Origin of the sequence: Bacillus sp. FSL R7-0166, from assembly GCF_038008935.1 — a bacterium.
Classification (GTDB): Bacteria; Bacillota; Bacilli; order Bacillales; family Bacillaceae; genus Bacillus; species Bacillus altitudinis.
Genome location: NZ_JBBPAC010000001.1, coordinates 1,448,416 through 1,473,553, shown reverse-complemented (window position 1 = coordinate 1,473,553; position 25,138 = coordinate 1,448,416). Strand labels below are relative to the sequence as shown.

Here is a 25,138-nt window from a genome sequence, read left to right as displayed (position 1 = left end):
ACTTATTCTTTTTCGTCAAAGACAGCGTCAACTTCATATTCCAGCAAATGATCCCAATCATCATTTTTCAGAAGATCAAGCTGAGCTTCGATGAGCATTTGGAAACGAGTTCTAAAGACTTTCGACTGTTTCTTGAGCTCTTCGATTTCCATTGCAATCTTTCTTGATTTTGATAACGCTTCGTTGATAATACGGTCTGCATTTTTCTCAGCTTCACGAATGATCAATTTCGCTTCTTTATCAGAATGACGCTTCACGTCTTCTGCTGCTTCTTGCGCCACAAGAATGGATTTGTTTAATGTTTCTTCGATTGTTGCAAAATGGCCTAGTCTTTCATCAAGCTCGTTGACTTTGTCTTCAAGCTCGTTCTTTTTGCGAAGTACGATCTCGTAATCTTTACGTACTTGGCTTAAAAACTCATTTACTTCATCTTCGTCATAGCCGCGAAAACTTTTTGTGAACGTTTTATTATGAATATCATTAGGTGTTAATGGCAATCTTGCCACCTCCAGATTCAAATTCGTTATGTCAGAAGCTCAAATGTTACTTTGAATTTATCTTTTTTCGTCTTCCCATCAATTGTTTTTAAGCTAAAGCGGCCAAATCCCCTGACAGAGAGCTGATCACCTTCACCAATTGTAAAGGAAGGGTCTTCAGTGACTTTCCAGTTTACTTTGACAAGACCATTTTTGACCAAAAGCTGTGCTTTTTGCCGAGACTGACGGCTGACAGCAGCACATACAGCGTCAAGCCGCAGTGAAGAAATCGTATCTTCTTTGATATCGGTTTTGCTGATGACTGGCTGAAGATCTGCCTTGCTAATTTCCTCTAATGAAACAGATGCTCTGCCCACATGCGTCAGCTGAGCCCGAACAAAATCGGCAACATCGCTTGTACAAATAAATTGCACGTTGTCCTCTGAAAACAACAAATCACCGAATTTTTGACGCTTCAGGCCTGTCCCAATGAGCGAACCGAGAAGGTTGGGGTGTTCTATCGAAATAAACTTTTTCGCATAGTTCACCTGAAAATAAGTCAGTTCAAAATCCTGTATGGTCGGTGCTAAATAGTCAGGATAGATCAAAGCCCTTTTCCGCTCTGCTTCCTCATACCCGCCAAAAAACATGAGACCCAGTTCATCAGAATGCTGAATCACGGACTGGGTAATGAACTGCTCACGCGGATCAAGAAAGTCTGTTAATTTCATTCGATATTGATCGAGTGCGATGTTTTTCCAGCCTAATACTTGGTCGACAAATGGCTGTTCGTCTTTTCTAAAATGTTGATAAATATCGCTCATTTTGTTCCCCTTTTATGTAAAAGAGCCTGGCAGATGCCAAGCCCGGCAGCCTGTCTACATGAATCGTACAATCATATTATAAAGACCAGTTAGTCCATACAATGATGCGAAACGAATCACAAGCAATGCCACAATTGGCGAGATGTCAATCATGCCAATTGGCGGAATAATTTTACGGAATGGTTCTAAATACGGTTCGCAAATGTTTGTCAAGAAGCGGCCAATCGCTGTTTCTCTTGCAGATGGTACCCATGACATAAAGATGTAAATAATGATCGCGAATGAGTAAATCGTTAATACAGTCTGTAGAAACTGAAAAATGTAATATAGAATCACTTTGGTTTACCACCTCTGAGGTTCTTCCTCTGTCAATAGCTCTGATATTGTGCCAGATACATCCACATTATCAGGAGTGCAGAGGAATATATTCGAGCCAATACGCTGAATGTCTCCACCGATTGCATAAACCGTTCCGCTTAAGAAGTCGATGATTCGCTTTGCTTGATCGTGCTGAATGCGCTGCAAATTGACGACGACTGCACGCCGATTTTTAATATGATCTGCAATCTCTTGAGCCTCTGCATAAACACGTGGCTCACTTAACACCACTTTAGAGGATTTTTGCACGCTTTGCAAGCTGACGACATTTTGTTTTCCTGCCTGAGGACGCTCTTGAAATGCCGCTTTATCTTTTGTGTTTTTTTCTTCTTGTGCTGGTTCTCTTTCTTCATCAATATATTCGTACTCATACTCTTCATCATCGAGTGTGAAGAAGCTTTTAAACTTATTTTTTATGCTCATGTCACGCACCTCCTGTTTCATTTCCAACAAGTGAAGAGCCAATCCGAACAAATGTCGCACCTTCTTCAATTGCGATTTCAAAATCGTTTGACATGCCCATCGATAAATGCTGACAAGGTGCATTTACTTGGTTCAGTTGTTTTACCTCTTGTTGAAGGCTTTTTAATGTTTTAAAACAGTTTCGTATCACAGTATGATCATCTGTAAATGGAGCCATCGTCATGAGTCCAGCAATTTCAATATGTTTGAAATCAGCGAGCTGTTTGACAAATGGAATCACGTCTTCGCTTTGTAAGCCGTGTTTTGACTCCTCAAGTGATGTGTTCACCTGTACAAAACAGCGAACCGTGTGATCCGCTCTTTTTTCAATTTCATTCGCAAGGGACATTCTGTCTAGCGAATGTAAGTAGTCAATGGTCTGAATGACAGATTTCACTTTTCGCGTCTGTAAACTGCCGATGAAGTGCCAGCTAATGTTTTCATCGGTTATGGCTGCCTGTTTTTCAAGTAACCCTTGGTCACGATTTTCACCAAAGTGCAAAATGCCGGCATCCTTTGCTTCTAATGCTCGTTCAATCGAGACATATTTTGTGACAGCGACAACCGATACATCGTCTGGATGTCTACCTGCTCTTTTACATGCTTCGTTGATTTGTTCATTTATTTGTCTGAGATTCTCTCGTACATTCAATTGCACTTATGCCTCCTTAAACCCGACAAAAGACATCATACGTCCTGTTTTCCCTTGATCACGCCGGTGTGAGAAGAAATGCTGCTCATTGCAACTTGTGCACATCGAACTGACATGTATGTTTTCTTCTTTTAATCCTGCATGAAGTAATACGTTTTTGTTTAGTGTTTTTAAGTCAATTTTGTATTGTCCTTGTGACATCTCGGAATACACATCCTCTGTTGAAAAAGGAAGCTGTTTCACTTGATCTATGACAACATCATCTACTATGTAGCAGCAGCTGCCAATGGATGGTCCAATGACGACTTGTATATGATCGGCATCAGCGCCTTCTTGGCGAACCCATGCATCAACCATGTTGGCGCCAATTTGTTTAACGGTTCCTTTCCAGCCGGCATGAGCCGTTCCAATCAGCCCAGATTGCGGCGCTAGATAATAAAGCGGAACACAGTCAGCGAAACAAAGAGCGAGCATGATGTTTGGTTCAGAGGTGTATAAACCATCTGTTCTAGAGAGCGCTTCATCATACTGAAGACTTCCTCTTCCCTTTTGTTCCTTCGTGACTTTCATGATGCGATCCTCGTGTGTTTGGTCAGCAAACACCCAATTAGAGAGCGGCACAGCAGTAGCATCTGCAATGACTTGACGATTCATTTGGACACTAGAAGCATCATCTCCTACATGGAGTCCAGTGTTCAGTGATTGATATGGAGAAAGACTAAAGCCGCCATTTTTTGTCGTAAAACCGGCCAATATCTCTTTTCCAGAACATGTCATGTTCGTCCAATCATGAATCAGCATTGCATCAGGTGATTTCTGCTGAAAGGGGTCATATTTGTCTATCAAAGCTGCCTCCCACCTTTCATTCATCTCTCTTTATATCGCTCCTATTTTACCACAAGACCTGCTAAGACAGTTAGTGGGATTCATTAAATATTACACTCAAATGTGCCCTTTCTACAGGTTTTTTTTCAAATTGATATGAAAACGTAATCTTTTTACCCGAAAAAGACATTGATTGCTGAGAATGGAGAGCATGTTTTAAGGAAAATTTGATCTATTAGTTGAGGAATTTACACAAATTAAGAAGACAAACGGACAAGTATCACATCTTCGCCAATTTTTACTATATTTCGCCACGGGACAATCATTTCCTCTTCTTTTCCGAAAAATCCCATCATTTTACCTGTACCGCCTATGATAATCGCTTGTATTTTACCGCTCGTGACATTGATATCGATGTCTCCAATAGTACCTAATTTTTTTCCGCTGGACACATCGACGACATCTTTGATTTGGAATTCAGAAATACTGATCATCTGTCCTTCCCCGCCTTTCGTTTTCTACTATAATATGTATGATGGAAAAGCAGGGAAGCAGACCAATAGTTTCTCTTATCTACAATTTACTTAAGTGAGGACGGCCGTTTTGCCACATGACTTCGACTGGACATTCAAAGAAGGAAGAAAGCAAGTCACTTGTCATCATCTGCTTTGTCTCCCCTTTATGAAAAACAGTACCTTCTTTTAATAATAAGGTGTGCTGAAAAATCGGGAGAATCTCTTCTGCATGGTGGGTCGTATAGAGCAATGTGGGCGCATCTGGTTTTGATGCAATCAATGAGATCGTCTCTAGCACTTGTTCTCTTGCTAAAAAATCAAGACCCGTCACAGGTTCATCTAATATTAGGAGCTTCGGATCATTCATTAAAGCTCTTGCGATGAGCACTTTTTGTTTCTCCCCTTGCGAGAGGGTTTCATACGTGCGATTGGCATATTGAAACGATCCAAATGTTTTTAATAAATCAATCGCCTTCTCTCTTATCTCATCTGTAGGTGTTTCATAAAGTCCGATGGAAGCAAATGCCCCGCTCAAAACAATTTCAAATGCATTGTCATCTCTGTGCAGCTTCTTTTCAAGACCAGCAGAGATGAGACCAATTTTCTTCCTTAGTTTTTCACCAAGCGCTTCCTTGCCAAACACATGGCCTAACACCGTCATCTCACCTGACGTTGGAAAATAATATGAGCAAAGCATATTTAATAAAGCCGTTTTCCCAGCACCATTTAAACCATAAAGCACCCAGTGTTCCTGGTTTTTCACCTGCCAGTCAATAGAACGAAGCAGCCATTTTCCATTTCGTTTTAAAGAAACATCCTTCAAGTCAAGCGACACGATCTTTTCCCCCTGAATAAAAATTCTGAATATACAAATAATAACGTCTACAGCATATCGCAAATGTTTCAATCAGTAAACCTAACGCAAAAAAGCTGCTCCCTATTAAGGAACAGCTTTTTTGCATGGTTACGAAATTTCAATTCGTACGCCTTCTTTAATATCAGGAAACGTATGCGGGGATGCAAAGACAGCTCCCGGTAATACATCATCAAACGGCTCTTGGAAGTAGATCGAAATATGGCCGAGTTCCTTAAAGTTGTCATTTGCTTTATTGCCTAAAGCAGTAATGGTATACGTTTGGTCGCCCACTTGAATCGTTCCGCCTAATTTCAGCGGCTCTTCTTCTAAGTGTTCAAACTCATGAATGACAGACATATCTCTTAATTCCTGCGGCGCTGCTGGTCCAAATAAAACAATCAGCTTATCTTCTTTAAACTGCGGGACTAAGATCCCAATTTCTTTTACGACAGATTGTGTTACCATGTATCTCGATTCCTCCTTTAATACGTTTAATACATACCGAAGCTGGCAACGTATGCGATCACAACAGATAGAACGCCTGTAATGAGACGGCTATACAAAACAGCTGGTACCCCATATTGTACCGTTTCCGGCTTTGCTTCACCAAGTGATAGCCCAACCGGGATAAAGTCACACCCTACTTGACCGTTGATCGCAAACAGTGCTGGAAGTGCAAATTGAGGCGGAATATTTCCTAGTGCAATTTGACTACCAATCAGTACACCGATGACTTGTGCAATGACTGCCCCAGGTCCTAAGACAGGCGATAGGAACGGTAAGGTACAGACAACAACGAGCAGTAAGAGCCCCCATAAAGATCCTGCCAAAGGTGAAAGGAAATGGGCAATCAGATCACCGATTTTTGTATAATTGATAATTCCAATTAACATACTGACAAAGGCCATGAATGGAATAATGTTTTTAAGGAGCATATCAACAGAATCACGACCAGCTTGATAGAATGTGCCGGTTACTTTTCCGATTCCTCTTGAGAATCTCATGAGGAAATTCCCTTTTTCTTGACGTTCTATATTTTCCTCTTTCAATTTTGAATAGGTTTCTTTGAAATTCTCTTTGTCAATTGGGCCGCTGCTTTCTTGACCTTCTACATTCCCTTCACTATCAGATGCTTCCGCAAAGGAAATATCTTTTTCTGTGACACCTGATACGAAGATATCCTCTGTAATGTGTTTTGCAAGCGGTCCAGAAGGAGAGGATGCCAGCACATCGACAGTTGGAATACGTTTCATTGGATAAAGTCCGATTCGCGCTGTTCCTCCGCAGTCAATGACAACACACATCATTTCATCTTCTGGTATAGAATTTTTAAAACCATCACATGCTTCTGTCCCTGTCATTTCTGCAATTTTACGTGCAACTGGGTGAATGCCTCCTCCTGTAATGGAAACGACCTTTCTTCTTTTACCGGTTGGTTCAAGCTCTAATCCTTTTCCCCATCCGCCAGCACCTTTTGCAACAAATACTTTGTGGTTTGTCATGTCTAACCCTCCCCTATTGTGAATTCGCTTTCATTTTTCCTGCTAAGTACTTTGTGATCCATTCCGTAATGATTCCGCGAAGTAAAATGACAACGATCCCGACTAAGAAGTAACGAACAGCCAGCTCTGACATAGAGTATCCAGCTTCTTTAATCCCGTTCGCAATTCCTAAGTAGACAAACAGTTCTCCTGCGTTGGCATACGGGAACAGCGATGTCACCGGATGAACAAATGAAACAGCTGAATCATAGAATGCTGGTTTTTGTTTTTCAGGTAAGAAGCGGCCAAACGTATAAGCCATTGGGTTTGTCAAAATAAGAACGGATAAGATCGGCATTAACGTATAGCGCAAAATGGTATATTTCGCTGCAAACTGAATCGCTCTATTCACTCGCTCTTCTCCAATAAACTTCATGACAGCATAAGTGAAAGTAAGTAACACAACAAGCGTTGGAACGATACCTGTAACAAGACCCATGAATTGCTTTCCGCCGGCTTCAAACATCCCGATAAAGTGCTCTCCAAACCATTGAATCCATTCCATGTTTCATCTCCCCTTTCTTAGTTCACATTTGTTATATTTTTTTTAGAAATTGAGACAAGCGCCTGCTCCGCTGCCATGGAAAGTGCTTGCATGACAGCTGGTCCCCTTTTGCGCTTTTTCAATGTTTGTTTCATCATGTGATGCTCATCAAGCACAGCCCCCACATGTTTTCCTTCATAGGAAGGCAGTTCCTTAAATTTAGACAAAATCGAGACGCCACCCAGCACATGACACTTTTGAATGATGTATGATTCATCGACAATGATGAGCGCAATGGCTCCAGGACCAAATTTGCGCCGCTCCATTCCTGAAAACAAGTGATAGCCTTGTTTCCCTTTATAGTCGTCAATCAGTGAATCCATGCTTTTGCGGTAGTACTTGATTTGAATAAACGATAAACCATACTGCACAATTAGAATGATACAAAGTACGATTGCTAATTTTTCCATAGCCTCACGTCCTTATGATTGAAATAAGTGATCTTGTAATGAACGCAGCTTCCAGACCGTTGTGTTTGCATCAAGTTCTACATCATCATGAGATAAGAATTGCCCCAATTTGATATCTTTTTTCGCTACCACTTTTCCGCTGATTAAGCCAATTGGGATGTGGCCGTTCGCTTTCATGTCTTGATGTGTTTCAAGTACACCTCTTACGGAGTATCCGCCAATACCATCAAGTGTTTCTCCTGCTTTAATATCTCTTTTCGCCACAGCGACAGTTTCTGATACTGGTACACCAATTGGATGGATTGAAGAATCGTGTTGTAAGACTGCTTTTGCGATCGTCACTGGTGTTTCAAGACTTGCTAAGTGGAAAGGACGATACAGTGTGTAGTGAGGACCTTTTCCAACTTTTAAGTAGCGAAGTTCTTCATCTACTGGCTCAAGATCACTCTTGACGATGACAAAGACACCTGGTGCCAGTCCGTTTACATATTCAACGACTCCGAAGTTATCCAGTACGCCGCCTTGCTGTTTTTGATTTAATTTATCTGCTACATTTTCTAAATTCGCTTCTACTCCATGCATGCCGACTTTATCAGGCAAAAGTCCTGTTGCATTACTTAATAGGTTCATTTCTGCCATCGTTTTTGTTCCGTCTTGGAATGCTGCCAGCATGTGGGCACTCATATGTTTACTATCTGCTTCAGCTTTACACGTATCTGGGTTTGCTTCTGGGAAGAATGGGTTGTTCTTACCTTTCCCAGCAACCAATACTTCAAGACCCATTGTTTTTGCAAATTCGTATAGTTCTAGCGTTGCTGCTGGTTCATCTCCAGCTGACCCAGAGTAAACAAGTCCTGCATTCGTGAATAATTTATGCATGACCAAGCCGATCGTAATATCGACTTCTACATTTAAAAGAACGAGATGTTTTTTTGAATTAAGCGCTTCCAAAGAAATGTTTGCTCCGACCTCTGGAACACCTGTTGCATCCACAACGACTTCCACAGAATCTGATTGAATCACTTCTCTGTAATCATTTGTGACGACCATTTGATGTGGTTTCGCATGTTGCTTGTAAAAATTCGCTGCTTTCTCAGCTGCACTAAGATGAATATCACAAACACCTGCAACAATCATGCCTGGAATTTTAGAAATTTGTGAAATGAGTCCAAACCCCATTTGGCCTGCCCCGATAATCCCAACTTTGATTGGATCTCCGCTGCGTTCTCGTGCTAACAATTGTTGATAAATTGACATCTAAATCATCCTTTCAGGTTTTCTTGCTTCACAATAGATTGCTAGAAAAATAATCTGAAACTTTTAACAAATGTTATAAAAATTAACAAAAATCTGTCTCTTGTAACATTTGTTATTTTATTTATCATTTGTTATGAACTTAGTTTATATGATGTGTCAACTTTGTGTCAAGATAAAATCGATAAAATTCTCAATCTTTTTGAGTCTAAAGACTCAAAAAAACTACCTAATCGGCTTAGGTAGTTACTTTAATAGGGCATCTCCGGTTTGTTCATCTGTAATTAACACATGAATTAATCCACCTTCTAACGCTGCCCTGATCGCTTCAATTTTTTCTTCTCCTCCAGCGACACCAATCACAAGCGGGATCTCTTTCAGTTTTTGAGGACTGATCCCCATCACCCGGTCGTTCCACGGATGCGGATACACTTCACCTTTATGATCAATAAAGTTATAACAAATGTCACCCGCGACATCTTTCGCCTGCAGGATATCTTCCTCACCACTTGTCATATAGGATTTCACCATCGTTGAATGTTGAGGAACCCCGCCTATTCCTACGACTGCGATATTTGATGATTCTCCTAATTCAATGACTTTTTTGATCGACGGCTGTCTAATGAGTACATCTTTCGCTTCTTTCGTATCAAGCATGACAGGCACATGTAAAAACTCACATTTGGATTTGAGTGCTTCTGAGCATCTTCCAATAATATAGTTGGCATGAATATCAACATCTTCATTTCCGACGCCTCCGACAAGCGGAACAAATGTCACAGACGGAAAATGCTGAACAGACGTAAGCGCTTTCGCCATTTCATGCAAGGTTGTCCCTGATGAAAAACCGATGACTTGTCCATCCTTTATGACTTTTAATAAAAAGCCCGCAGCCGCAGCTCCTATTCGACTTTTTGTTGTTTCTTGACTGAGAGATTCCACACACACGACTTCTCGCAACCCGTATTTTCGCTCTATTTTTCTTTCTAACGAACCATATTGTTGATTCACTTCATCATGAATAATGATTTCCACGATTCCTGCTTCACGTGCTTTTGCCAAATATTTCGATATGAGCGAACGGCTAACCCCAACAGCTTCTGCAATTTTAGATTGAGTGGCGCCTTCTTCATAGTACATATGCGCAACCTTAATGAGCAGCCTTCTTTCATCATGGAATGTCATAATAACCCTTCTTTCCGCTTCTCTATTCCCTCACAAATGATATTTCAAATAACATTTGTTAAAAACAGATTAAATGAAAAAAATAACAGAGTCAATACTAGAGATGGGTTCTCTAAAAAGAATGAAAAAAGCCGCACATTAGCGGCGGCTTTAAAAAATATTTTTATTCATTTGTTTGATTGCTGCTTTTTCAAGCCTTGATACTTGTGCTTGAGAAATGCCGATTTCTTCTGCCACTTCCATTTGTGTTTTGCCTTGGAAGAAGCGTTTGCGAAGGATCATTTTTTCTCGATCATTCAATCTGCGCATTCCCTCTTTTAAGGCCAATTCTTCTACCCATTGTGTATCTTTGTTCCGTTCATCACTAATTTGATCCATCACATAAATCGGATCTCCTCCGTCATTATAAATCGGTTCAAACAAAGAAACAGGATCTTGAATGGCATCTAGGGCAAAAACAATTTCCTCATGAGGGACTTCTAACACTTTGGCAATGTCTTCTGCCGTTGGTTCCTTGCTTGTCTCACTAATCAGTCTCTCACGGACTTGAAGCGCCTTATAGGCAATATCTCTTAGTGAACGAGACACCCGGATAGGGTTGTTATCGCGCAAGTATCGACGGATTTCTCCTATGATCATAGGGACCGCATAAGTTGAAAATCTGACATTGTGGCTTAAATCAAAATTATCAATTGATTTCATTAATCCGATACAGCCTACTTGGAAGAGATCATCAACATACTCGCCTCTGTTGTTAAAACGCTGAATCACACTTAAAACCAACCGCAAATTGCCATTGACTAGCTTTTCTCTTGCTGTATCATCACCTTCATCTTGCAGCTGTCTGAATAATTTTCTCATCTCGTCGTTTTTCAGAACAGGCAGTTTGGAGGTGTCGACTCCGCAGATTTCCACTTTATTTCTGGACACTTTTTTCCCTCCCTACAGGAGCTGTTGTACAAAGTTCAGTATCTCCGTGGGATGGAAAAATATGCACGGTCTATGACGAGAAAGATGTGAAAAAATGGTGATCCCTTTGACAGTACAGGGATAAAGCTTTCAAAAAAATTTTTTTAGACCATCTTATTAAATTCTTTTTGCAATCGTTTAATAATTCTTTTTTCGAGCCTTGAAATATAGGACTGAGAAATACCAAGCATATCAGCAACATCTTTTTGGGTCTTTTCTTCACCACCAACTAAACCGAATCGTAGTTCCATAATTTGTTTTTCACGATCGTTTAATTGTTCTAACGCTTTTTTCAGTAATTTTTTATCGACATTTGCTTCAATATCCCGGGTGATAATATCATCATCTGTCCCAAGTACGTCTGATAAAAGCAATTCATTGCCGTCCCAGTCAATGTTAAGCGGCTCATCAAACGATACTTCTGAACGGATTTTATTATTTCGACGCAAATACATCAAAATCTCATTTTCAATACATCTAGACGCATATGTGGCCAGTTTGATCTTTTTTTCTGGATTAAACGTATTTACTGCCTTTATGAGGCCTATCGTTCCGATACTAATCAAATCCTCAATGTTAATGCCTGTGTTTTCAAATTTTCTTGCGATATAAACGACCAATCGCAAGTTTCTTTCGATCAAAATGGCTCGTGCTGTTTGATCACCTTTTGGTAATTTAACGAGCAATTCTTGTTCTTCATCCTTTGATAACGGCGGAGGCAGTGCCTCACTTCCACCAATATAATAAATCTCATCACTCTTTAGCCCTAGCTTCATGAGGAGTTTATACCAGTAGTAAGTGAGTTTAAATTTTAATTTTTTCATCTTCTTCTCCCTTCTAAATGTCCAGTTGACTTCGTAAGATAAAAGACATCACAAAAAAACTACGACACCCCTTGTATCATTTTTCCGTCTAACATCTCTGGATGAATGATGGATTGAAATTCCTGATCTGCTGATAATCCACTTAGACTCATCCCAACAAAACACTTCGCTGGCTGGATCATATGCGTTTTTGTATAAAGGACGACCGTATCTGGTTTAAAGCATAGTAGAAACCCGTGATCATGACCGACTGCGCGATATGGAACGAGTCTTAAACGATCAAGCAGCGGAAAATGGTCATCAAGCTTTTGCATCACTTCAACAGGATGAAACTGTTTCATTTTTTCTATAAATGGCTCTCCGAAAATAGATGTGAGCTGATCGAGCTGGACGATCATGACAGGTGTTTTCGTCAATGGATCATACAGCTGATTTCCAGAATCGACCAGACCATTTAAGCGGATCGTTTCTCCTTGAATGTGTATCTCCACAAGTACTTGTTCGTCATATTGTCTTTTTTTCGCACCAACCTCTCCTAATCGTTTCTTTGAAAACAGCCAAATGGCCGGAAAGCCAGTGAGAACAAAAAGCCAGCTAATGGGATCACCAAATCCATCATTTTGTGAAATAAGCAGTCCATCTTGAATGACTGTATTTGTCTGCAAAAACGAATGAACCCCGATCATGCCCCCTCCCATCAAAAATGTGACAAAGTAAAAAGCAAACAGGTTTTGAAAAAAGGAACGAAATCTTTGAAAGCCAAAGGTTCCAAGCACGATCAAGACAGAAAAAAGCAGTTTGCCTAAAGGGTGCGACACAATCATTGCAAATGGCGTAAAGAGCAAGAGAACAATGCTCGATCCAATGAGAGCTCCTAACATATATCGCCTTTTTTTCACTTGTCGTTTGAGAATAAATGCCGTGAGTAAGAGCAGCAATAGATCAAAACAAAAGTTTAACAGCCAAATCACATCTAAATAAATGACCACCTTCTGCTCCTTTCATCTGAAACAAAGAATCAAAAGCAGTACTTGCACTTGTTTGTACCAGTATAAAACAGTCATAGGATGGAAGTCTGTCAATTCTTGTAGGGGATGATAGAGAACTTTTGGTGGATTGTTATCGTTTTTGTCGACGTATGAAACAGAAAGAACATCAGGATGATTTGTTGGACAAGTGTCTCCTCTATCAATTGCACAAAAAAGACACGCTCCGAAGAGTCGTGTCTTTTTCGCTGTCATTCTTTCTCATTGATGGTGAGTGTTCCTTCTGCCTTCTGTCTTGTGACATTTCCATAATCATCTTTGACAATGACTTCAATCACTGCACCTTTTGCTTTTGCAATAGATGTCGCCGTCCAGTAGCCTTCATACGTTCCCGGTGCTACTTCACGAATCGGCAGTTCGGTTGTGTTTTGAAGTTTTGATCTAGCATTTGTCAGCGGCATATGAAGAACAAAGGTGGCATCTAGCTTTTCCCTGCTTTTAAATGAAATCTTAACCGATTCACCTGATGATAGATTCATATTGTCTTTTGGCGTTAATTCAGAAATGATAGGTGCATCATATTGTACATCGATGTCGACCTTTTTAGTCGTTTTGTTTCCAGCCGCATCTTTTGCTGTCACTTTGATTGTATTTTTCCCGTTCTCAAGCAGCACCCTTGCAGAATATGCCCCATCCTTTACGGTCGCTTTTTTTCCATTGACTGTGACTTGATCTAGATAATCATCCGCTACTTTCCCTTCCACCGTGAGTGATTCTCTATTAGACTTGTCGCCTTTTTTCGGTGTATCAATGGTCAATGTCGGTGCTGTTTGATCGATGATCACCTTGACTGGCTTGGAATGTTTTGTTGAGCCTTTATCCGTTACAGTCGCCGCCGTGAAGACATGCTCTCCACTTGGAACAGATACATTTTCTTTGAAAGTACCCGACTCATCTGATTTGACGTTGGCCACCTCTTCATCATTCTGATAAATGGCCACATCGAGTCCCGGAGAGGCTGTGCCTTCAATCGTCAATTCACCTTGATTTGTAATGGTTCCTTCCTTTGGAGAAGTGATTTCTGGTACATCTGCTTCATAGTTTACGAGCGCACGTATCATATAATTCCCCTCTTCTTTCGGAGAAGGAGAAAAAGCACCGCTCGTCAGCTGCCAGCTTCTTTCAGCATTAGGGCCATCTTCATCTGTGGCAAGTCCCGGAGATTCGGTATTCTTTTTCGTTTGAATATAAACAAGATAGAAATCGCCATCCACTGTAATGGCTTGATCTTCTAAATCTACTTTTGTCCATTCACCATTACGCAGCGCATTTGCTTTTAAAGGTCCTGCGATTTTCTCACCTGGTGCCCCACCCTTCCCAGAAGCATCATATACTTCAACAGCAAATTCATCGCCTCCAGGAGCTGGCCATTCTGATGTCCAAAACCGGAAAAGACCACCTGTGACTTGTGCTTGTTTCTTTCCTTTTTCTAATGAAAACTTCACAGCCCAGCCATTGCCAGGATCGTAGAAAGCCCGTGCATTTTCAGCCGTTCCATCATCGTAGCCAATCTCTCCCGGAAAACCGATAAAAGGCTCAAGTTTCACTGACTTTTCAAGCGGCTTTTCCGTCACATCCGCTGTAAACGTATAGCCTTTAAACCCCTTTGCAAAAATTTTGACTGTATAGACACCACTTAATGCCTCTAGAGAAAATTCACCGGATTCATCTGTTTTCACCGGCTCAATTTTTGCGTCCTCCACAAGATAAACAGTAGCATTCTTCACCTTTTCACCAGTTGTTTCATTGACGACCGTGCCGGAGATCGTTCGTTTCTCTAGCGGCTGTAAGGAGAAATTCGCTTCTGCTGTTTCTTTTGATGCCACTTTGACTTTTTGGGACCGTGATTCAAAGCCGTAAGCTTCCGCTTTCACTGTCCATTCTCCTGCTCCTTGAGACAGCTGATATTTCCCTGTCGCTTCATCGGAGGAAGTTGATTTTCCGCTTTCTAGAATACTGATTTGCGCTTTCATTGGAAGAGCTTGAATAGACGGAGCATTATGACTGTTTTGCTTTTGAATGTGTACATGTTTATTTTTTACTTTAGCAGGCTTTGCCTTTTTTGGATCAACTAATTTCTTATTCTGGCTTGTGGATTTTTCTTTTTTGATTACACCTAGCTGGTTCTTGGCTTGTTGAGACAAAGCCTCATCTGTGATTTTCACATCATCTAAATAAAAGCCATCTTTAGTGACACTGCCATCTGTTCTTATCTGAAACAGGACTCTCACTTTTTGACCTTTATAAGCAGATAAATCAACTTCGCCTGCTGTCCACGCATTTGTTTTCCCCGTATAAGCTGTCACTTGAACGGCGTCTTCACCCTCTGGCTGTACATAGACATGCACATAATCATAATTGGCTTCGAGATCATGCCAGTATTGATATTGCAGGTAGGAAGAACCTGAATCTGGTACAGCAATGAGCGGCATAGACAAATTGGCGTCCGTTTTATTTTCATAAGGACTGTCTAAATTGGTGGCATAGACATGTTCCCCGCTAAATGCTTGTTTTGGACCTGTGGACGGTTTTCCCCACTGCCACGGATCTTTTGTTCCACCACTGAACCATCCACTTGGCCATGCTTCAAAATCTTGTGAGTAGCCAGTGGTGATGGATGTTTTAATTGGAAGTGTATAAGAATCTGATGCCGCTTCATTTCCTCCAAAATCTTTCACAATCCATCGGTATGTCACGTTTTCCCCCTCAAGTTCAGGGAGCTGCACCGTATAGGTTCCTTTTAAATGATTTCCATCCGTGCGGTTGGCTTGCAATGTCTCCCATTCACCTTGATCTACTCGGTAAGTCAAAGAAACATTTGTCACTGCTATTCCATCTTCTGCAGTGATGGTTAATGGGGTTGGCGTTGCAGCAAAAATTTCATTCGGACCTTTATGTGAAAAAACAGGTGGTTCTGTATCTTCTCCTTCTTTTGTCACCTGACCTTCAATCGTACCGATTCCATTGGTTAAAGCAGTAATCGCCTCTCTTGCATCAACTAACCCTGCCCCATAACCGTTGTTAGGGGATTCAGGAAATTGCTGATCTGTCAGTGGTTTCGCTGTCTCAATGAGAATTTGCTGAATTTCATCCACAGAAAGGTCTGATTGCACTTGGCGAAGAAGAAGAACAACAGCTGAGACATGCGGACCTGCCATCGATGTACCATTCCACCCATCCTCATATCCTTTTCCCGGGATCGAAGAACGAATGTTTACTCCCGGAGCAGCAATATCTGGTTTCATTACGCCATATGGAGAAGGACCCTGAAGGGAGAAAGACCCTAACTTGTTGTCATGATCTGTTGCGCCCGTAGCAAAGGCTTCTTGATAGTTAGCAGGATTTGCAATCGAACCCGCGCCGCCTGGATTGAATAAATCGGTATTACCGGCTGAAAATTCTGGAAAGATGTCTGCTGCTCTCCAAGCATTCACTACATCTTTATACCAATCATCAAGACCTGGCCCACCGCCCCACGAATTATTCACAACATCAGGTGCCTTTTCTGGGTGAGGATTTCCGCTTTGATCTTTCGGTGCTAAAATCCACTCACCGGCATCTAACAGATCAGCATCTGTACCGCCATCTTCTGAAAAAGCTTTCACTGCAATCCATTCTGCTCCCGGTGCGACCCCAATTTGATTCTTTCCATCTGGCTCAGAACCAACCATTGTGCCTGTCACATGGGTCCCGTGCTCCAAGTCATCATAAGGGACTTCAGAGCCTGTCGTGGCATCATACCAATTCAGTTCATGAGATGGTTCGTTCGGACGAGCAGGATCAAACCCGCGGTATTTTTCTTTTAGCGCAGGATGATCCCATTCGACACCAGTATCAATACTTGCCACAACGGTTCCAGTCCCGTCATAGCCTAAATCCCACGCTTCTGGTGCATGCACCTGAGCAATATTCCATTCGACTCCATCTACTGCTTTGATTTGTTTGTTTGGCTTAGCATGCTTCAAATCAACAGGACGATGAAGTTGACGTGTTTCATTCGGCAGCACTTGAGCTACTTCTGGAAAAGAAGCAACCTTTTCCATCACTTCTTTTGTTGCCGTCACAGCTAGACCATTCACAATATAGTAGGAATGAATATCTTTCACTTGCTTATTCTTTTTTTCCTGTTGTAAATACGCTAGGAGCGCTTGCTGCGTTTCATCAGATGTTGCTCTCAGCTCAGATACAACGGCTGATCTTTTTGTGTACTGCGTTTTAGCCGCGGTTAATTTTTGTTTTTTTGCTTTTGATACAGCTTCTTTTGCTACTTTTTGTACATTCGTTTGTTCCTTCATTTTGACTAAGAAGGTCACCTTATCTTCCTTTTGAAACTGCTTCTTTAATCTCGAAGAAATCTTGGCTTTTGTTGTCTTAGAGGAAACGGCTTCCTCCTGATATGAGGTAGAAGTCGATTTTGCTTGAACCATCCCAAAGCTTGTCATCGTTAAAATACCAATCACCAAAAGACTTATGAAACGATAGACGGCGGTTTTGCGAAACTTCACTTTCAATAAAATCCCTCCTCCTCAAATGGTCAAACAGTGTGTATCCTGCCCCTCCCCCTTCTTTTTGATCATGACAAGTTTCTTGGTGTTCTCATTAATGTAGTCAAATAAAGTTCAACATTTTGTCGTTTTTTGTAAAGGAAATTAAAAATGATTCTTTTGACTTAAAAAACTCAAGCCAAAACACATACAATAGTTCCAAATAACACGAGGAAATAAGACTTTTATATCAATCAGGTTCAGGATCTTCTCACCATGCAGACATAAAAAAACCCCTTCCAAAGGAAGGGGTTGAATCGTGCTTGCTTATCGTTTATTGCGGTTACGTAAGAACGTTGGGATATCCAATGTATCATCACTTGACTGTGTATTTTGTCTTGGTTGTGATGATGTTTGCTGATGTTCCTCACGTTTTACTTCACGCTTTTGTGGAATGGATTGATTTTGCTTTAATCCTTGTCCTAATGGATTTCTTTGAGGTTTTGTCACTTCGGGCTCTTGCTCAATAAAACCGGTTGCGATGACTGTGACCACAATTTCATCCTTCAAGTTATCATTAATGACAGATCCAAAGATCATGTTGACATCTTCATCAGAGGCTGATGCAACAATATCCGCTGCTTCTTGTACCTCATAAAGACTAAGGTTCGTACCACCAGTAATATTCATGATAACACCTTGTGCTCCATCAATCGCTGTTTCAAGAAGTGGTGAAGAAATGGCTTTTTTCGCTGCTTCAGCAGCACGGTTTTCGCCTGTTGCGACACCAATTCCCATAAGAGCTGAACCTTTGTTAGACATGATCGTTTTCACGTCAGCAAAGTCAAGGTTAATTAAACCTGGTGTTGCAATGAGATCTGAGATCCCTTGAACACCTTGTCTTAACACGTTATCTGCTGCACGGAATGCTTCAAGCATTGGCGTGTTTTTATCGACAATTTCAAGCAGGCGATCGTTTGGAATCACGATTAACGTATCAACTGCTTCTTTCATAGAAGCAATCCCTTCAACTGCTTGAAGCTGACGCTTTCTTCCTTCAAATGTGAAAGGACGAGTCACAACTCCAACTGTCAAGGCTCCAGAATCTTTTGCGATTTTCGCAATGACAGGTGCAGCACCCGTACCAGTTCCACCGCCCATACCGGCTGTCACAAAGACCATGTCAGCGCCTTTTAGGACTTCTTCAATTTGTTCTTTGCTTTCTTCAGCAGCTTTTTTACCGACTTCAGGATTCGCACCTGCTCCAAGCCCTCTTGTCAGCTTAGCACCGATTTGCATTTTTGTTTCTGCTTTTGATAAGTTTAACGCCTGTGCATCTGTATTCACTGCAATAAAATCGACACCCTGTACGTCATTTTCAATCATTCGGTTGACAGCGTTATTTCCGCCGCCACCTACACCGATTACTTTAATTGATGCTAGGCCGTCTATATTTGTTTCAAACTCCAACATGCTGAATCCTCCTAATCCGTCGAAAATCTAGTTCTATTCCCAGAACATATTAAATAGTTTTTTCATTTTGCCCGGTTTTTTATTTGTCTCTTGTTGCGCTTTTTGTTTCACTTTCGGTCTTGGCTGAGCTTCTTTTACTTGTGGTGTAGAAGAAACCGGCTCCATGGACGCGCCTACTTCATGAAATGCTTCATCCGGCATTTGGAATCCAACCTGTCTGCCCTGAATCTTTGCATTGCGATAAGCAAAATGGATCAGGCCCACTCCTGTCATATATTGAGGTTCCCTGACCCCAATATAATTAGGACTTGCGATTCTTACATTGTTTTGTAAGACCGTTTGTGCCAGAGAAAGAATACCTGGTATAGCTGCCTGTCCACCTGTTAGAACGAATCCGCCAGGCAAATCATGGACACCCATATTGCGTAATTCCTCTGCCACAAAAAGCAGAATTTCTTCCAATCGTGCTTCGATGATATTGGCTGCTTCAAGTTGTGTATACGTCTGTTTTTGGTCCGTACCGATGACGGAAACTTCAAATGTCTCCTCAGACGATGCCTCATCATAGAATGCATGCCCAAATTGCTTTTTGATTCGTTCAGCTTCTTCAGTGGAAGTTCTAAGTCCTATAGACAAATCTTTTGTAATGTTCTCTCCGCCCAATGGGATACTGTGAGTAGAATAGAGATGCCCGTTTTCAAATACGGATATCGTAGTAGAGCCGCCGCCAATATCGACAAGAGCTACCCCTAGATTTTTTTCATCTTTCGATAACGCTGCTGAACCCGATGCGAGTGGCTGCAAGCAAATATCCATAATTTCAATACCAGCCCGCTCTACACATCGGAGCCAGTTATGTAGAATCGTTTTAGAACCAGTGATTAACGATCCATCCACTTCTAGCCGTACACCTAGCATTTTTTTCGGATCTGTGATCTCATCTCTTCCGTCGACGATAAATTGTCTCGGAATGACGTCTACTACGAGATGTTCTTGCGGAATAGATACTACCTGTGCAGCATCCAAGACACGTCTCACATCTTCAGCATGTATTTCTTTATTTTCACTAGACACTGCGACAACGCCGCTCGTATTCTGAATATGAATGTGGTTTCCGTTAATTCCGACTATCGCCTTTTGTAAAGGAAAACCTACCATTCTCTCAGCCTGTTCAAATGCTTGTCTAATAGAATGAACTGTTTCATCTATATCAACAATCGATCCTTTTTTTAACCCCTCTGAAGGGACATTTCCAACACCTATAATGTTAAGCGAATCATCCGCCATTTCTCCGACGATGACTTTTATATTGGATGTACCGATGTCAAGGCTGACGTAAATTTCATTGTTGTTCATTCTATGGCACCTCCTCACATATCAATACTTTCTATTCTATTATTTGCTGAACAACAATACAATGAATGTGTTTTTACAAGTGTGTAACAAAACTTAAAAAATCAACATTTTTTATTAGGATTACTGAAAATATTCGTTACATCATATGTATATCCTTTTTTATGACTCACTTTTTTTCTTTTTTTCTCTAGAAATTGTCCATTTTGTTAGTAGAATTCTTCGAATAACGGCGATATTTTGAAACAATCTAACACCGAATGCAAACATTCCGACTAAATACAAGTCTACACCAAGATGGACGCCCAGAAAAGCTAAACTTATTGCGAGTATAATATTAAAGAAGAAACCTGATACAAACACTAGTTCATCGTATGCCCCTTGCAGATGTGCTCTGATTCCACCAATCAATGTATCAAGCGCAGCAAGTACAGCGAGGGAAAGATAGTTAGAATACTCATTCGGTATCGTAAAATTCGTTAAGAAACCGATCGCAACTCCTATGATTAAACCAAGTACAGGAAGCCACATTAAGATTTTCCCTCCTTTACATCGTCAAGAGGCTTCAATTCATTTAATTGAATTGTACCGTCAAATGCTTTTAAATGAATTTTTTTCTTCGGCGGTCTAATACTCAAACTGAAATTTTCCTGAGCAAACAAATCACCAATATCTGATACATTTAAACGGCTGTATAATTTATCGGCCTGCTCGCTGACCATCTTAATCGTGACTGTATCACCATCTATGCTGTAACCATCCATTTTCGTCGTACCATTAATATCTCGAATAACACTGGTGTTAATCACCCGGTGTTCATTAATGGAAATATGTTTTGCCCCAAACATATTGGCTTCGTTGATTAATTTTTTCAGAAGATCAGGTGGTATATTTTTGACTTCTTCTCCAGTAAGTTCCTTAGAAAAAAGCTGAGTAATTTCTATTTCAACTCCTTCACCCGTTACCTCTGTAAAACCAGCCTTTTCTTTCAAATCCTTCAACGTTTTTGTTAATTGTGCTTCTTTGGATTGATCTTCTTGGTTGCCATACTTTTTTAGCATTTCATCATATTTATCAATTTCTTTCAACAAATCCAGTTCCTTACTTTTAGATGCAGATAAATCCTCTCTTAATTCCCAAACGTCTCGAGTATCGCGAACTTTAGGCTTTTGTAGAGAGTTAAACTGGATCGAGACCATGATGCCAAATATGACCATCAGGACTGTCAAACTAAGTAATGGCTTCTTTTTCCTCAACACCACTCACCTTTTCACATTTAATCTTTGTTTCTTAGAAGAGGATTCATACGAATATCCTTCTTTTCAATCGTCATGGAAATATGATCACTTGTCAGCTGATCAACCACCCCGCCTGCAATGTTTAATGCAGGAATTAAAACAGCTGGATCTCCAATAGCAGAAATGACAAATGGTGCTGGATGTTGAACACCATCAACCGTGACGACTGGACCGTTACAATGTATGTATGATTGGTGTGTGATTCTTTGTCCGTTTATAGCTACAGCAGATGCCCCTGATATAAATAGTTCGTTTATCACATGGAAAATGTGGCTCTCATGCACAATGTAATTATTGACATTTTGTCCACTCGGGATATAAGATGCATCTTCAAGAGATACTTTTACCCCTTTCCCTTTTACACCTATTTCTCCTGTAAACATTCTGTATTTCTCAACATCTTCCAAAACATTGAAATACTGCTCTTTTTCATTTTTCAAACCAAACTCTGTTTCTTGGACTTTTGATTGAAGACGATAAAGTTCTTTTTCAAGTTTTTGATTCGCCTTTTCTTGTTTTGTTAGCTGACTTTTCAAAGAATATTCTTTTTTCCATTGTTCGGTTCGATTGACATCTGCTTGATGCTGCTTCGTATATTGGTATGAAAAAGAAATCAGAAATCCAAGAACAAGCATTACAATTGAGAATATGACGGTTTTGCCTCTCAACGTTCATCTTCCTTTTTCTTAGATTTAAAAGCTTCAAAATACGTAGCTACTTCCATATGAATCGTACCTTTCTCAGAGGACGAAAGCTCTTTGACAATGGCAGGGTACGTCGTCATTTTATCTGCGAATGTTTTAATTGATGCAATAACGGTGTTTCCATCATTCATATAAAATTTAACGAGCCATTGATTGGAGCTAGTTGGTACGTAATATACTTCTGAGATTAGTTCCTGAATAGAAGCCGGCAGTTGATTCAGAGCTCTCACTGTTTGCTTCAATTTCTCTTTATTGTCCCAATCGACAAAAATAGGTCCTGCGTGACTTGGCGTTACTTCATCTGGCAAAGCCGTCCCGTTTTCAAGAAGCTCATAATAAAAATGTCCCTTTTGCAGATACGCAATATTTGCATACTCTTTGACAGCAATACTGACCTTATTAGGGAAATGTTTTTTGATACTGACACTTTTAATCAATTTATTTTGCTTTATATGGTCTGCTGTCATATCTTTATTTAAATTCCAAAACTCTGTCTCGCCTTCTTTAATTTGCGAAAGTTTAACGAGCTGTTTTGTTGGTACATGTTCATTACCGGTAATGGTTAAAGAAGAAATTTTACTGATTGGTGTTTGCAAATAGACAATAATTAAAACCATGATAAAAAACAGCAAAATAAAAGAGATTAATCTCCGATTCGCTTTCTGCTTCCGTTGTTCTTTAATTTTAGGGATTCGCTCTTCTATATTGACGATCTTTTCATTTTCATGATCAGGCCGCATATATACTCTTCACCTCATTCAAAGCTGCTTGTCCGCACCTTTGGATCATTCTTTATCTCATATTGATTAGAAAACAAACGGCATGAAAAAATGCCGTTTGTTTTCCTGTGATACCATCATTCATAAGTAGTAGCCTTTAATTTGCTTCACCAATAATTTCTACTTCTGTATGCATCTCTACATTGTAGTCATCTTTGATTTTCTTTTGAATGTACTGAATTAAGTCGAGCACATCTTGAGCCTTCGCCCCACCAGCGTTGACAATAAAGTTTCCGTGCATATCAGAAATTCTAGCGCCGCCAATCTGATATCCTTTTAAATTCGCCTTTTCTACAAGCTGTCCTGCATATTCAGGTAATGGATTTCGGAAAATACTGCCGGCGCATGGTTTATTATACGGTTGTGTTTCCTTGCGATAATCTTTATTTTGCTGCATTTTCTTTGTGATTTTCTCACGTTCGTCCTGTTTAAGCTTGAACACTGCTTCGAGAACAATTCCAGGGCGTTCCTTTTGAAGCACAGAAGTTCGATAGCTAAAGTTCATTTGCTCATTAGTTAACCACTCGATCGTTCCATCTTCAAATAAGACTCTCGCTTTCACAAGAATCTTGCTGATGTCAGATCCATGTGCTCCTGCGTTCATATAAACAGCGCCACCAATAGATCCTGGAATACCAGCTGCGAATTCCAATCCTGACAGCCCCTGCTTACTAAGAGACGTCGCGAGTCTTACAACTGAATAGCCTCCGCCAACTGTAATCTCTTCATCATTGACAGTTAAGTGATCAAGTCCAGCGCCCAGCTTTAAAACGACCCCGCGAATTCCTTTATCAAGGACAAGTAAATTGGACCCTCTCCCAATGACCGTCCATTGAGTATCATGTTTTTTCACCTGATCCATAATTGTTTTGACAGCATCGACATCTTTAGGGATGACTAATAGATCGGCCGGTCCGCCTATTTTCATTGTCGTATGATTTGCAAGCGGTTCATTTTCAAGTACTTTACCAACTTGCGCTTCTAATAATTCATTCTTCAAGTTCTCCATATTACCCTCCGCCTTACCTCATATCATTCATCATGAAGTCGTAATTTCTTTTAACACATTATATAAACGTGTGGCCGCATCTGGTACTCCGAGTTCTTTTGTTAAACGGCTCATTTGATGTAGTTTCTCGTCATTACCAGCAATTTCATCAATTGCATGAAGCAAGCGATCTCCAGAAAGCTCTGATTCTCTTAAAACGATCGCAGCATCATGTTTTTCAAGTGATCTAGCGTTAATTTCTTGATGATTTGCGGTCACGTATGGACTTGGAATGAAGATTGTCGGAATTCCAAGTGCCGTCACTTCAGCAATCGTTGTGGCTCCCGCTCTTGCAACAATGACATCAATTGATTTTAAATACTCCGGCATTTGATGCAAGAAAGGCTTTGTGATCATATTCGGTGCTTCACCTTTTTCTTTTAATTCGTTCAGCACTTTTTCATAATGAACCTCACCTGTAATATATAAAAGCTGATAGTTCTTTGTCTTTAATTCATCTTGCATGTCAATCACTGCTCGATTGATTGGAGCTGCACCTCTGCTCCCGCCAAAAATGAGAACCGTTTTTTTCTTCTCATCCAGTCCGAACTCTTTAAGAGATTTTCCCTCTTTAATAGAGACGACTTCAGAGGCCCTTGGGTTTCCCGTAAAAACAACCTTTTCTGAAGGAAAGTGTTCCTTTGCTTCTTCAAAACAGATGGCTACTTTATTCACATACCGTGCCAGAAACTTATTTGTGATGCCTGGTAGGCTATTTTGTTCGTGAATGATCGTTGGGATTTTTAGCTTAGACGCAGCATAAACAACTGGACCACACACATAACCACCTGTTCCAATAACAGCATCCGGCTTAAATTCTTTTAAATAAGATTTACTTTTTTGGACGCCCTTTAGAAACCTCATCACTGTTTTTACATTATCAAAGGAAAGCTTTCTTTTAAAACCTGAAATTTCAATTGATTTAAAAGGGATATTTTCTCTTTCTACAATTTTCTTTTCAAGCCCATTCTCAGTGCCAATATATAAAAATTCCACATCAGGATGCAGTCTTTTCACTTCTTTAATAAAAGCTAGAGCAGGATAAATATGCCCGCCTGTTCCGCCTCCACTAATAACTATACGCATTATACCATTTCCCCTCAATTTTTTTCTGCTCTGAACAAAGTATAAACCCTGTTTTAAACAACAGGGCTCCGTCAAAACCTGTAAAGAAGAGTCAATCATCATGTTTTCGAAACAGAAACTGCCATTTTCACTCTTCAAATCATTTTTTCATA

The 25,138-nt window shown here is 40.5% G+C and carries 26 protein-coding genes; all 26 read right to left on the bottom strand.

Features of this window, described 5'->3' with window-relative positions; translation table 11 throughout:
• Window positions 1–2: 2 nt before the first annotated feature.
• The 26 genes from NST01_RS07560 to murG all read right to left on the bottom strand — a co-directional run bounded on the left by NST01_RS07560 (window position 3) and on the right by murG (window position 24,986).
• Window positions 3–497: a DivIVA domain-containing protein gene (locus NST01_RS07560; RefSeq protein WP_008344947.1), complete on the bottom strand. Its 495-nt coding sequence runs from the start codon at window positions 495–497 to the stop codon at window positions 3–5.
• Between the two features lie 26 nt (window positions 498–523).
• Window positions 524–1,300, bottom strand: coding sequence for a YlmH family RNA-binding protein (locus NST01_RS07555; protein WP_017367204.1), 777 nt, complete (start codon window positions 1,298–1,300; stop codon window positions 524–526).
• 54 nt (window positions 1,301–1,354) lie between these two features.
• Entirely contained in the window at window positions 1,355–1,636 is a 282-nt protein-coding gene (locus tag NST01_RS07550; RefSeq protein WP_017367203.1) for a YggT family protein, read from the bottom strand.
• A 6-nt stretch (window positions 1,637–1,642) separates the two neighbouring features.
• Complete coding sequence (gene sepF, locus NST01_RS07545; RefSeq protein WP_017359354.1) at window positions 1,643–2,101, bottom strand: cell division protein SepF; 459 nt, start codon at window positions 2,099–2,101, stop codon at window positions 1,643–1,645.
• Between the two features lies 1 nt (window position 2,102).
• Window positions 2,103–2,792, bottom strand: a complete 690-nt coding sequence (locus NST01_RS07540; protein ID WP_026050091.1) for a YggS family pyridoxal phosphate-dependent enzyme — start codon at window positions 2,790–2,792, stop codon at window positions 2,103–2,105.
• 6 nt (window positions 2,793–2,798) lie between these two features.
• Complete coding sequence (gene pgeF / locus NST01_RS07535) at window positions 2,799–3,662, bottom strand: peptidoglycan editing factor PgeF (protein ID WP_129548273.1); 864 nt, start codon at window positions 3,660–3,662, stop codon at window positions 2,799–2,801.
• 212 nt (window positions 3,663–3,874) lie between these two features.
• Entirely contained in the window at window positions 3,875–4,111 is a 237-nt protein-coding gene (locus NST01_RS07530; protein WP_008344958.1) for a YlmC/YmxH family sporulation protein, read from the bottom strand.
• A 79-nt stretch (window positions 4,112–4,190) separates the two neighbouring features.
• A complete protein-coding gene (locus NST01_RS07525; RefSeq protein ID WP_019743283.1) occupies window positions 4,191–4,967 on the bottom strand; it encodes an ABC transporter ATP-binding protein in 777 nt (258 codons plus the stop codon).
• A gap of 129 nt (window positions 4,968–5,096) precedes the next feature.
• Window positions 5,097–5,453, bottom strand: a complete 357-nt coding sequence (locus tag NST01_RS07520) for a PTS glucitol/sorbitol transporter subunit IIA (protein WP_007499733.1) — start codon at window positions 5,451–5,453, stop codon at window positions 5,097–5,099.
• 26 nt (window positions 5,454–5,479) lie between these two features.
• The gene (gene srlE / locus NST01_RS07515) at window positions 5,480–6,490 is read right to left on the bottom strand and encodes a PTS glucitol/sorbitol transporter subunit IIB (protein ID WP_024720315.1); all 1,011 of its coding nucleotides are present in this window, start codon (window positions 6,488–6,490) and stop codon (window positions 5,480–5,482) included.
• 13 nt (window positions 6,491–6,503) lie between these two features.
• The gene (srlA, locus tag NST01_RS07510; RefSeq protein ID WP_003210918.1) at window positions 6,504–7,034 is read right to left on the bottom strand and encodes a PTS glucitol/sorbitol transporter subunit IIC; all 531 of its coding nucleotides are present in this window, start codon (window positions 7,032–7,034) and stop codon (window positions 6,504–6,506) included.
• A 17-nt stretch (window positions 7,035–7,051) separates the two neighbouring features.
• Entirely contained in the window at window positions 7,052–7,483 is a 432-nt protein-coding gene (locus tag NST01_RS07505; RefSeq protein ID WP_008354650.1) for a transcriptional regulator GutM, read from the bottom strand.
• A 12-nt stretch (window positions 7,484–7,495) separates the two neighbouring features.
• Entirely contained in the window at window positions 7,496–8,740 is a 1,245-nt protein-coding gene (locus NST01_RS07500; RefSeq protein ID WP_025207299.1) for an NAD(P)H-dependent oxidoreductase, read from the bottom strand.
• A gap of 243 nt (window positions 8,741–8,983) precedes the next feature.
• A complete protein-coding gene (locus tag NST01_RS07495) occupies window positions 8,984–9,922 on the bottom strand; it encodes a sugar-binding transcriptional regulator (RefSeq protein ID WP_282900354.1) in 939 nt (312 codons plus the stop codon).
• Between the two features lie 150 nt (window positions 9,923–10,072).
• Window positions 10,073–10,852: an RNA polymerase sporulation sigma factor SigG gene (gene sigG / locus NST01_RS07490; protein WP_003211879.1), complete on the bottom strand. Its 780-nt coding sequence runs from the start codon at window positions 10,850–10,852 to the stop codon at window positions 10,073–10,075.
• A 143-nt stretch (window positions 10,853–10,995) separates the two neighbouring features.
• Window positions 10,996–11,715 carry an RNA polymerase sporulation sigma factor SigE gene (sigE, locus tag NST01_RS07485; RefSeq protein ID WP_007499746.1) on the bottom strand — a complete coding sequence of 240 codons (720 nt, stop codon included), beginning with the start codon at window positions 11,713–11,715 and terminating at the stop codon, window positions 10,996–10,998.
• Window positions 11,716–11,774: 59 nt separating this feature from the next.
• A complete protein-coding gene (spoIIGA, locus tag NST01_RS07480) occupies window positions 11,775–12,704 on the bottom strand; it encodes a sigma-E processing peptidase SpoIIGA (protein ID WP_017367198.1) in 930 nt (309 codons plus the stop codon).
• Between the two features lie 248 nt (window positions 12,705–12,952).
• On the bottom strand, window positions 12,953–17,272 hold the full coding sequence (locus NST01_RS07475) for a S8 family serine peptidase (protein WP_411801824.1): 4,320 nt from the start codon (window positions 17,270–17,272) through the stop codon (window positions 12,953–12,955).
• A gap of 300 nt (window positions 17,273–17,572) precedes the next feature.
• Window positions 17,573–18,718, bottom strand: a complete 1,146-nt coding sequence (gene ftsZ, locus NST01_RS07470; protein ID WP_007499752.1) for a cell division protein FtsZ — start codon at window positions 18,716–18,718, stop codon at window positions 17,573–17,575.
• 33 nt (window positions 18,719–18,751) lie between these two features.
• Window positions 18,752–20,074, bottom strand: a complete 1,323-nt coding sequence (gene ftsA, locus NST01_RS07465) for a cell division protein FtsA (RefSeq protein ID WP_007499754.1) — start codon at window positions 20,072–20,074, stop codon at window positions 18,752–18,754.
• Window positions 20,075–20,233: 159 nt separating this feature from the next.
• Window positions 20,234–20,602: a small basic family protein gene (locus tag NST01_RS07460; protein WP_003210988.1), complete on the bottom strand. Its 369-nt coding sequence runs from the start codon at window positions 20,600–20,602 to the stop codon at window positions 20,234–20,236.
• On the bottom strand, window positions 20,602–21,327 hold the full coding sequence (locus tag NST01_RS07455) for a DUF881 domain-containing protein (protein ID WP_007499758.1): 726 nt from the start codon (window positions 21,325–21,327) through the stop codon (window positions 20,602–20,604). The genes NST01_RS07460 and NST01_RS07455 overlap by 1 nt, the downstream gene beginning before the upstream one ends.
• A gap of 20 nt (window positions 21,328–21,347) precedes the next feature.
• Window positions 21,348–22,037: a DUF881 domain-containing protein gene (locus NST01_RS07450; RefSeq protein WP_035392136.1), complete on the bottom strand. Its 690-nt coding sequence runs from the start codon at window positions 22,035–22,037 to the stop codon at window positions 21,348–21,350.
• Window positions 22,034–22,813 carry a cell division protein FtsQ/DivIB gene (locus NST01_RS07445; RefSeq protein WP_017359362.1) on the bottom strand — a complete coding sequence of 260 codons (780 nt, stop codon included), beginning with the start codon at window positions 22,811–22,813 and terminating at the stop codon, window positions 22,034–22,036. The genes NST01_RS07450 and NST01_RS07445 overlap by 4 nt, the downstream gene beginning before the upstream one ends.
• Window positions 22,814–22,949: 136 nt before the next feature.
• On the bottom strand, window positions 22,950–23,861 hold the full coding sequence (gene murB / locus NST01_RS07440) for a UDP-N-acetylmuramate dehydrogenase (RefSeq protein WP_007499764.1): 912 nt from the start codon (window positions 23,859–23,861) through the stop codon (window positions 22,950–22,952).
• A 30-nt stretch (window positions 23,862–23,891) separates the two neighbouring features.
• Window positions 23,892–24,986, bottom strand: coding sequence for an undecaprenyldiphospho-muramoylpentapeptide beta-N-acetylglucosaminyltransferase (gene murG / locus NST01_RS07435; RefSeq protein WP_017359363.1), 1,095 nt, complete (start codon window positions 24,984–24,986; stop codon window positions 23,892–23,894).
• Window positions 24,987–25,138: the final 152 nt, after the last annotated feature.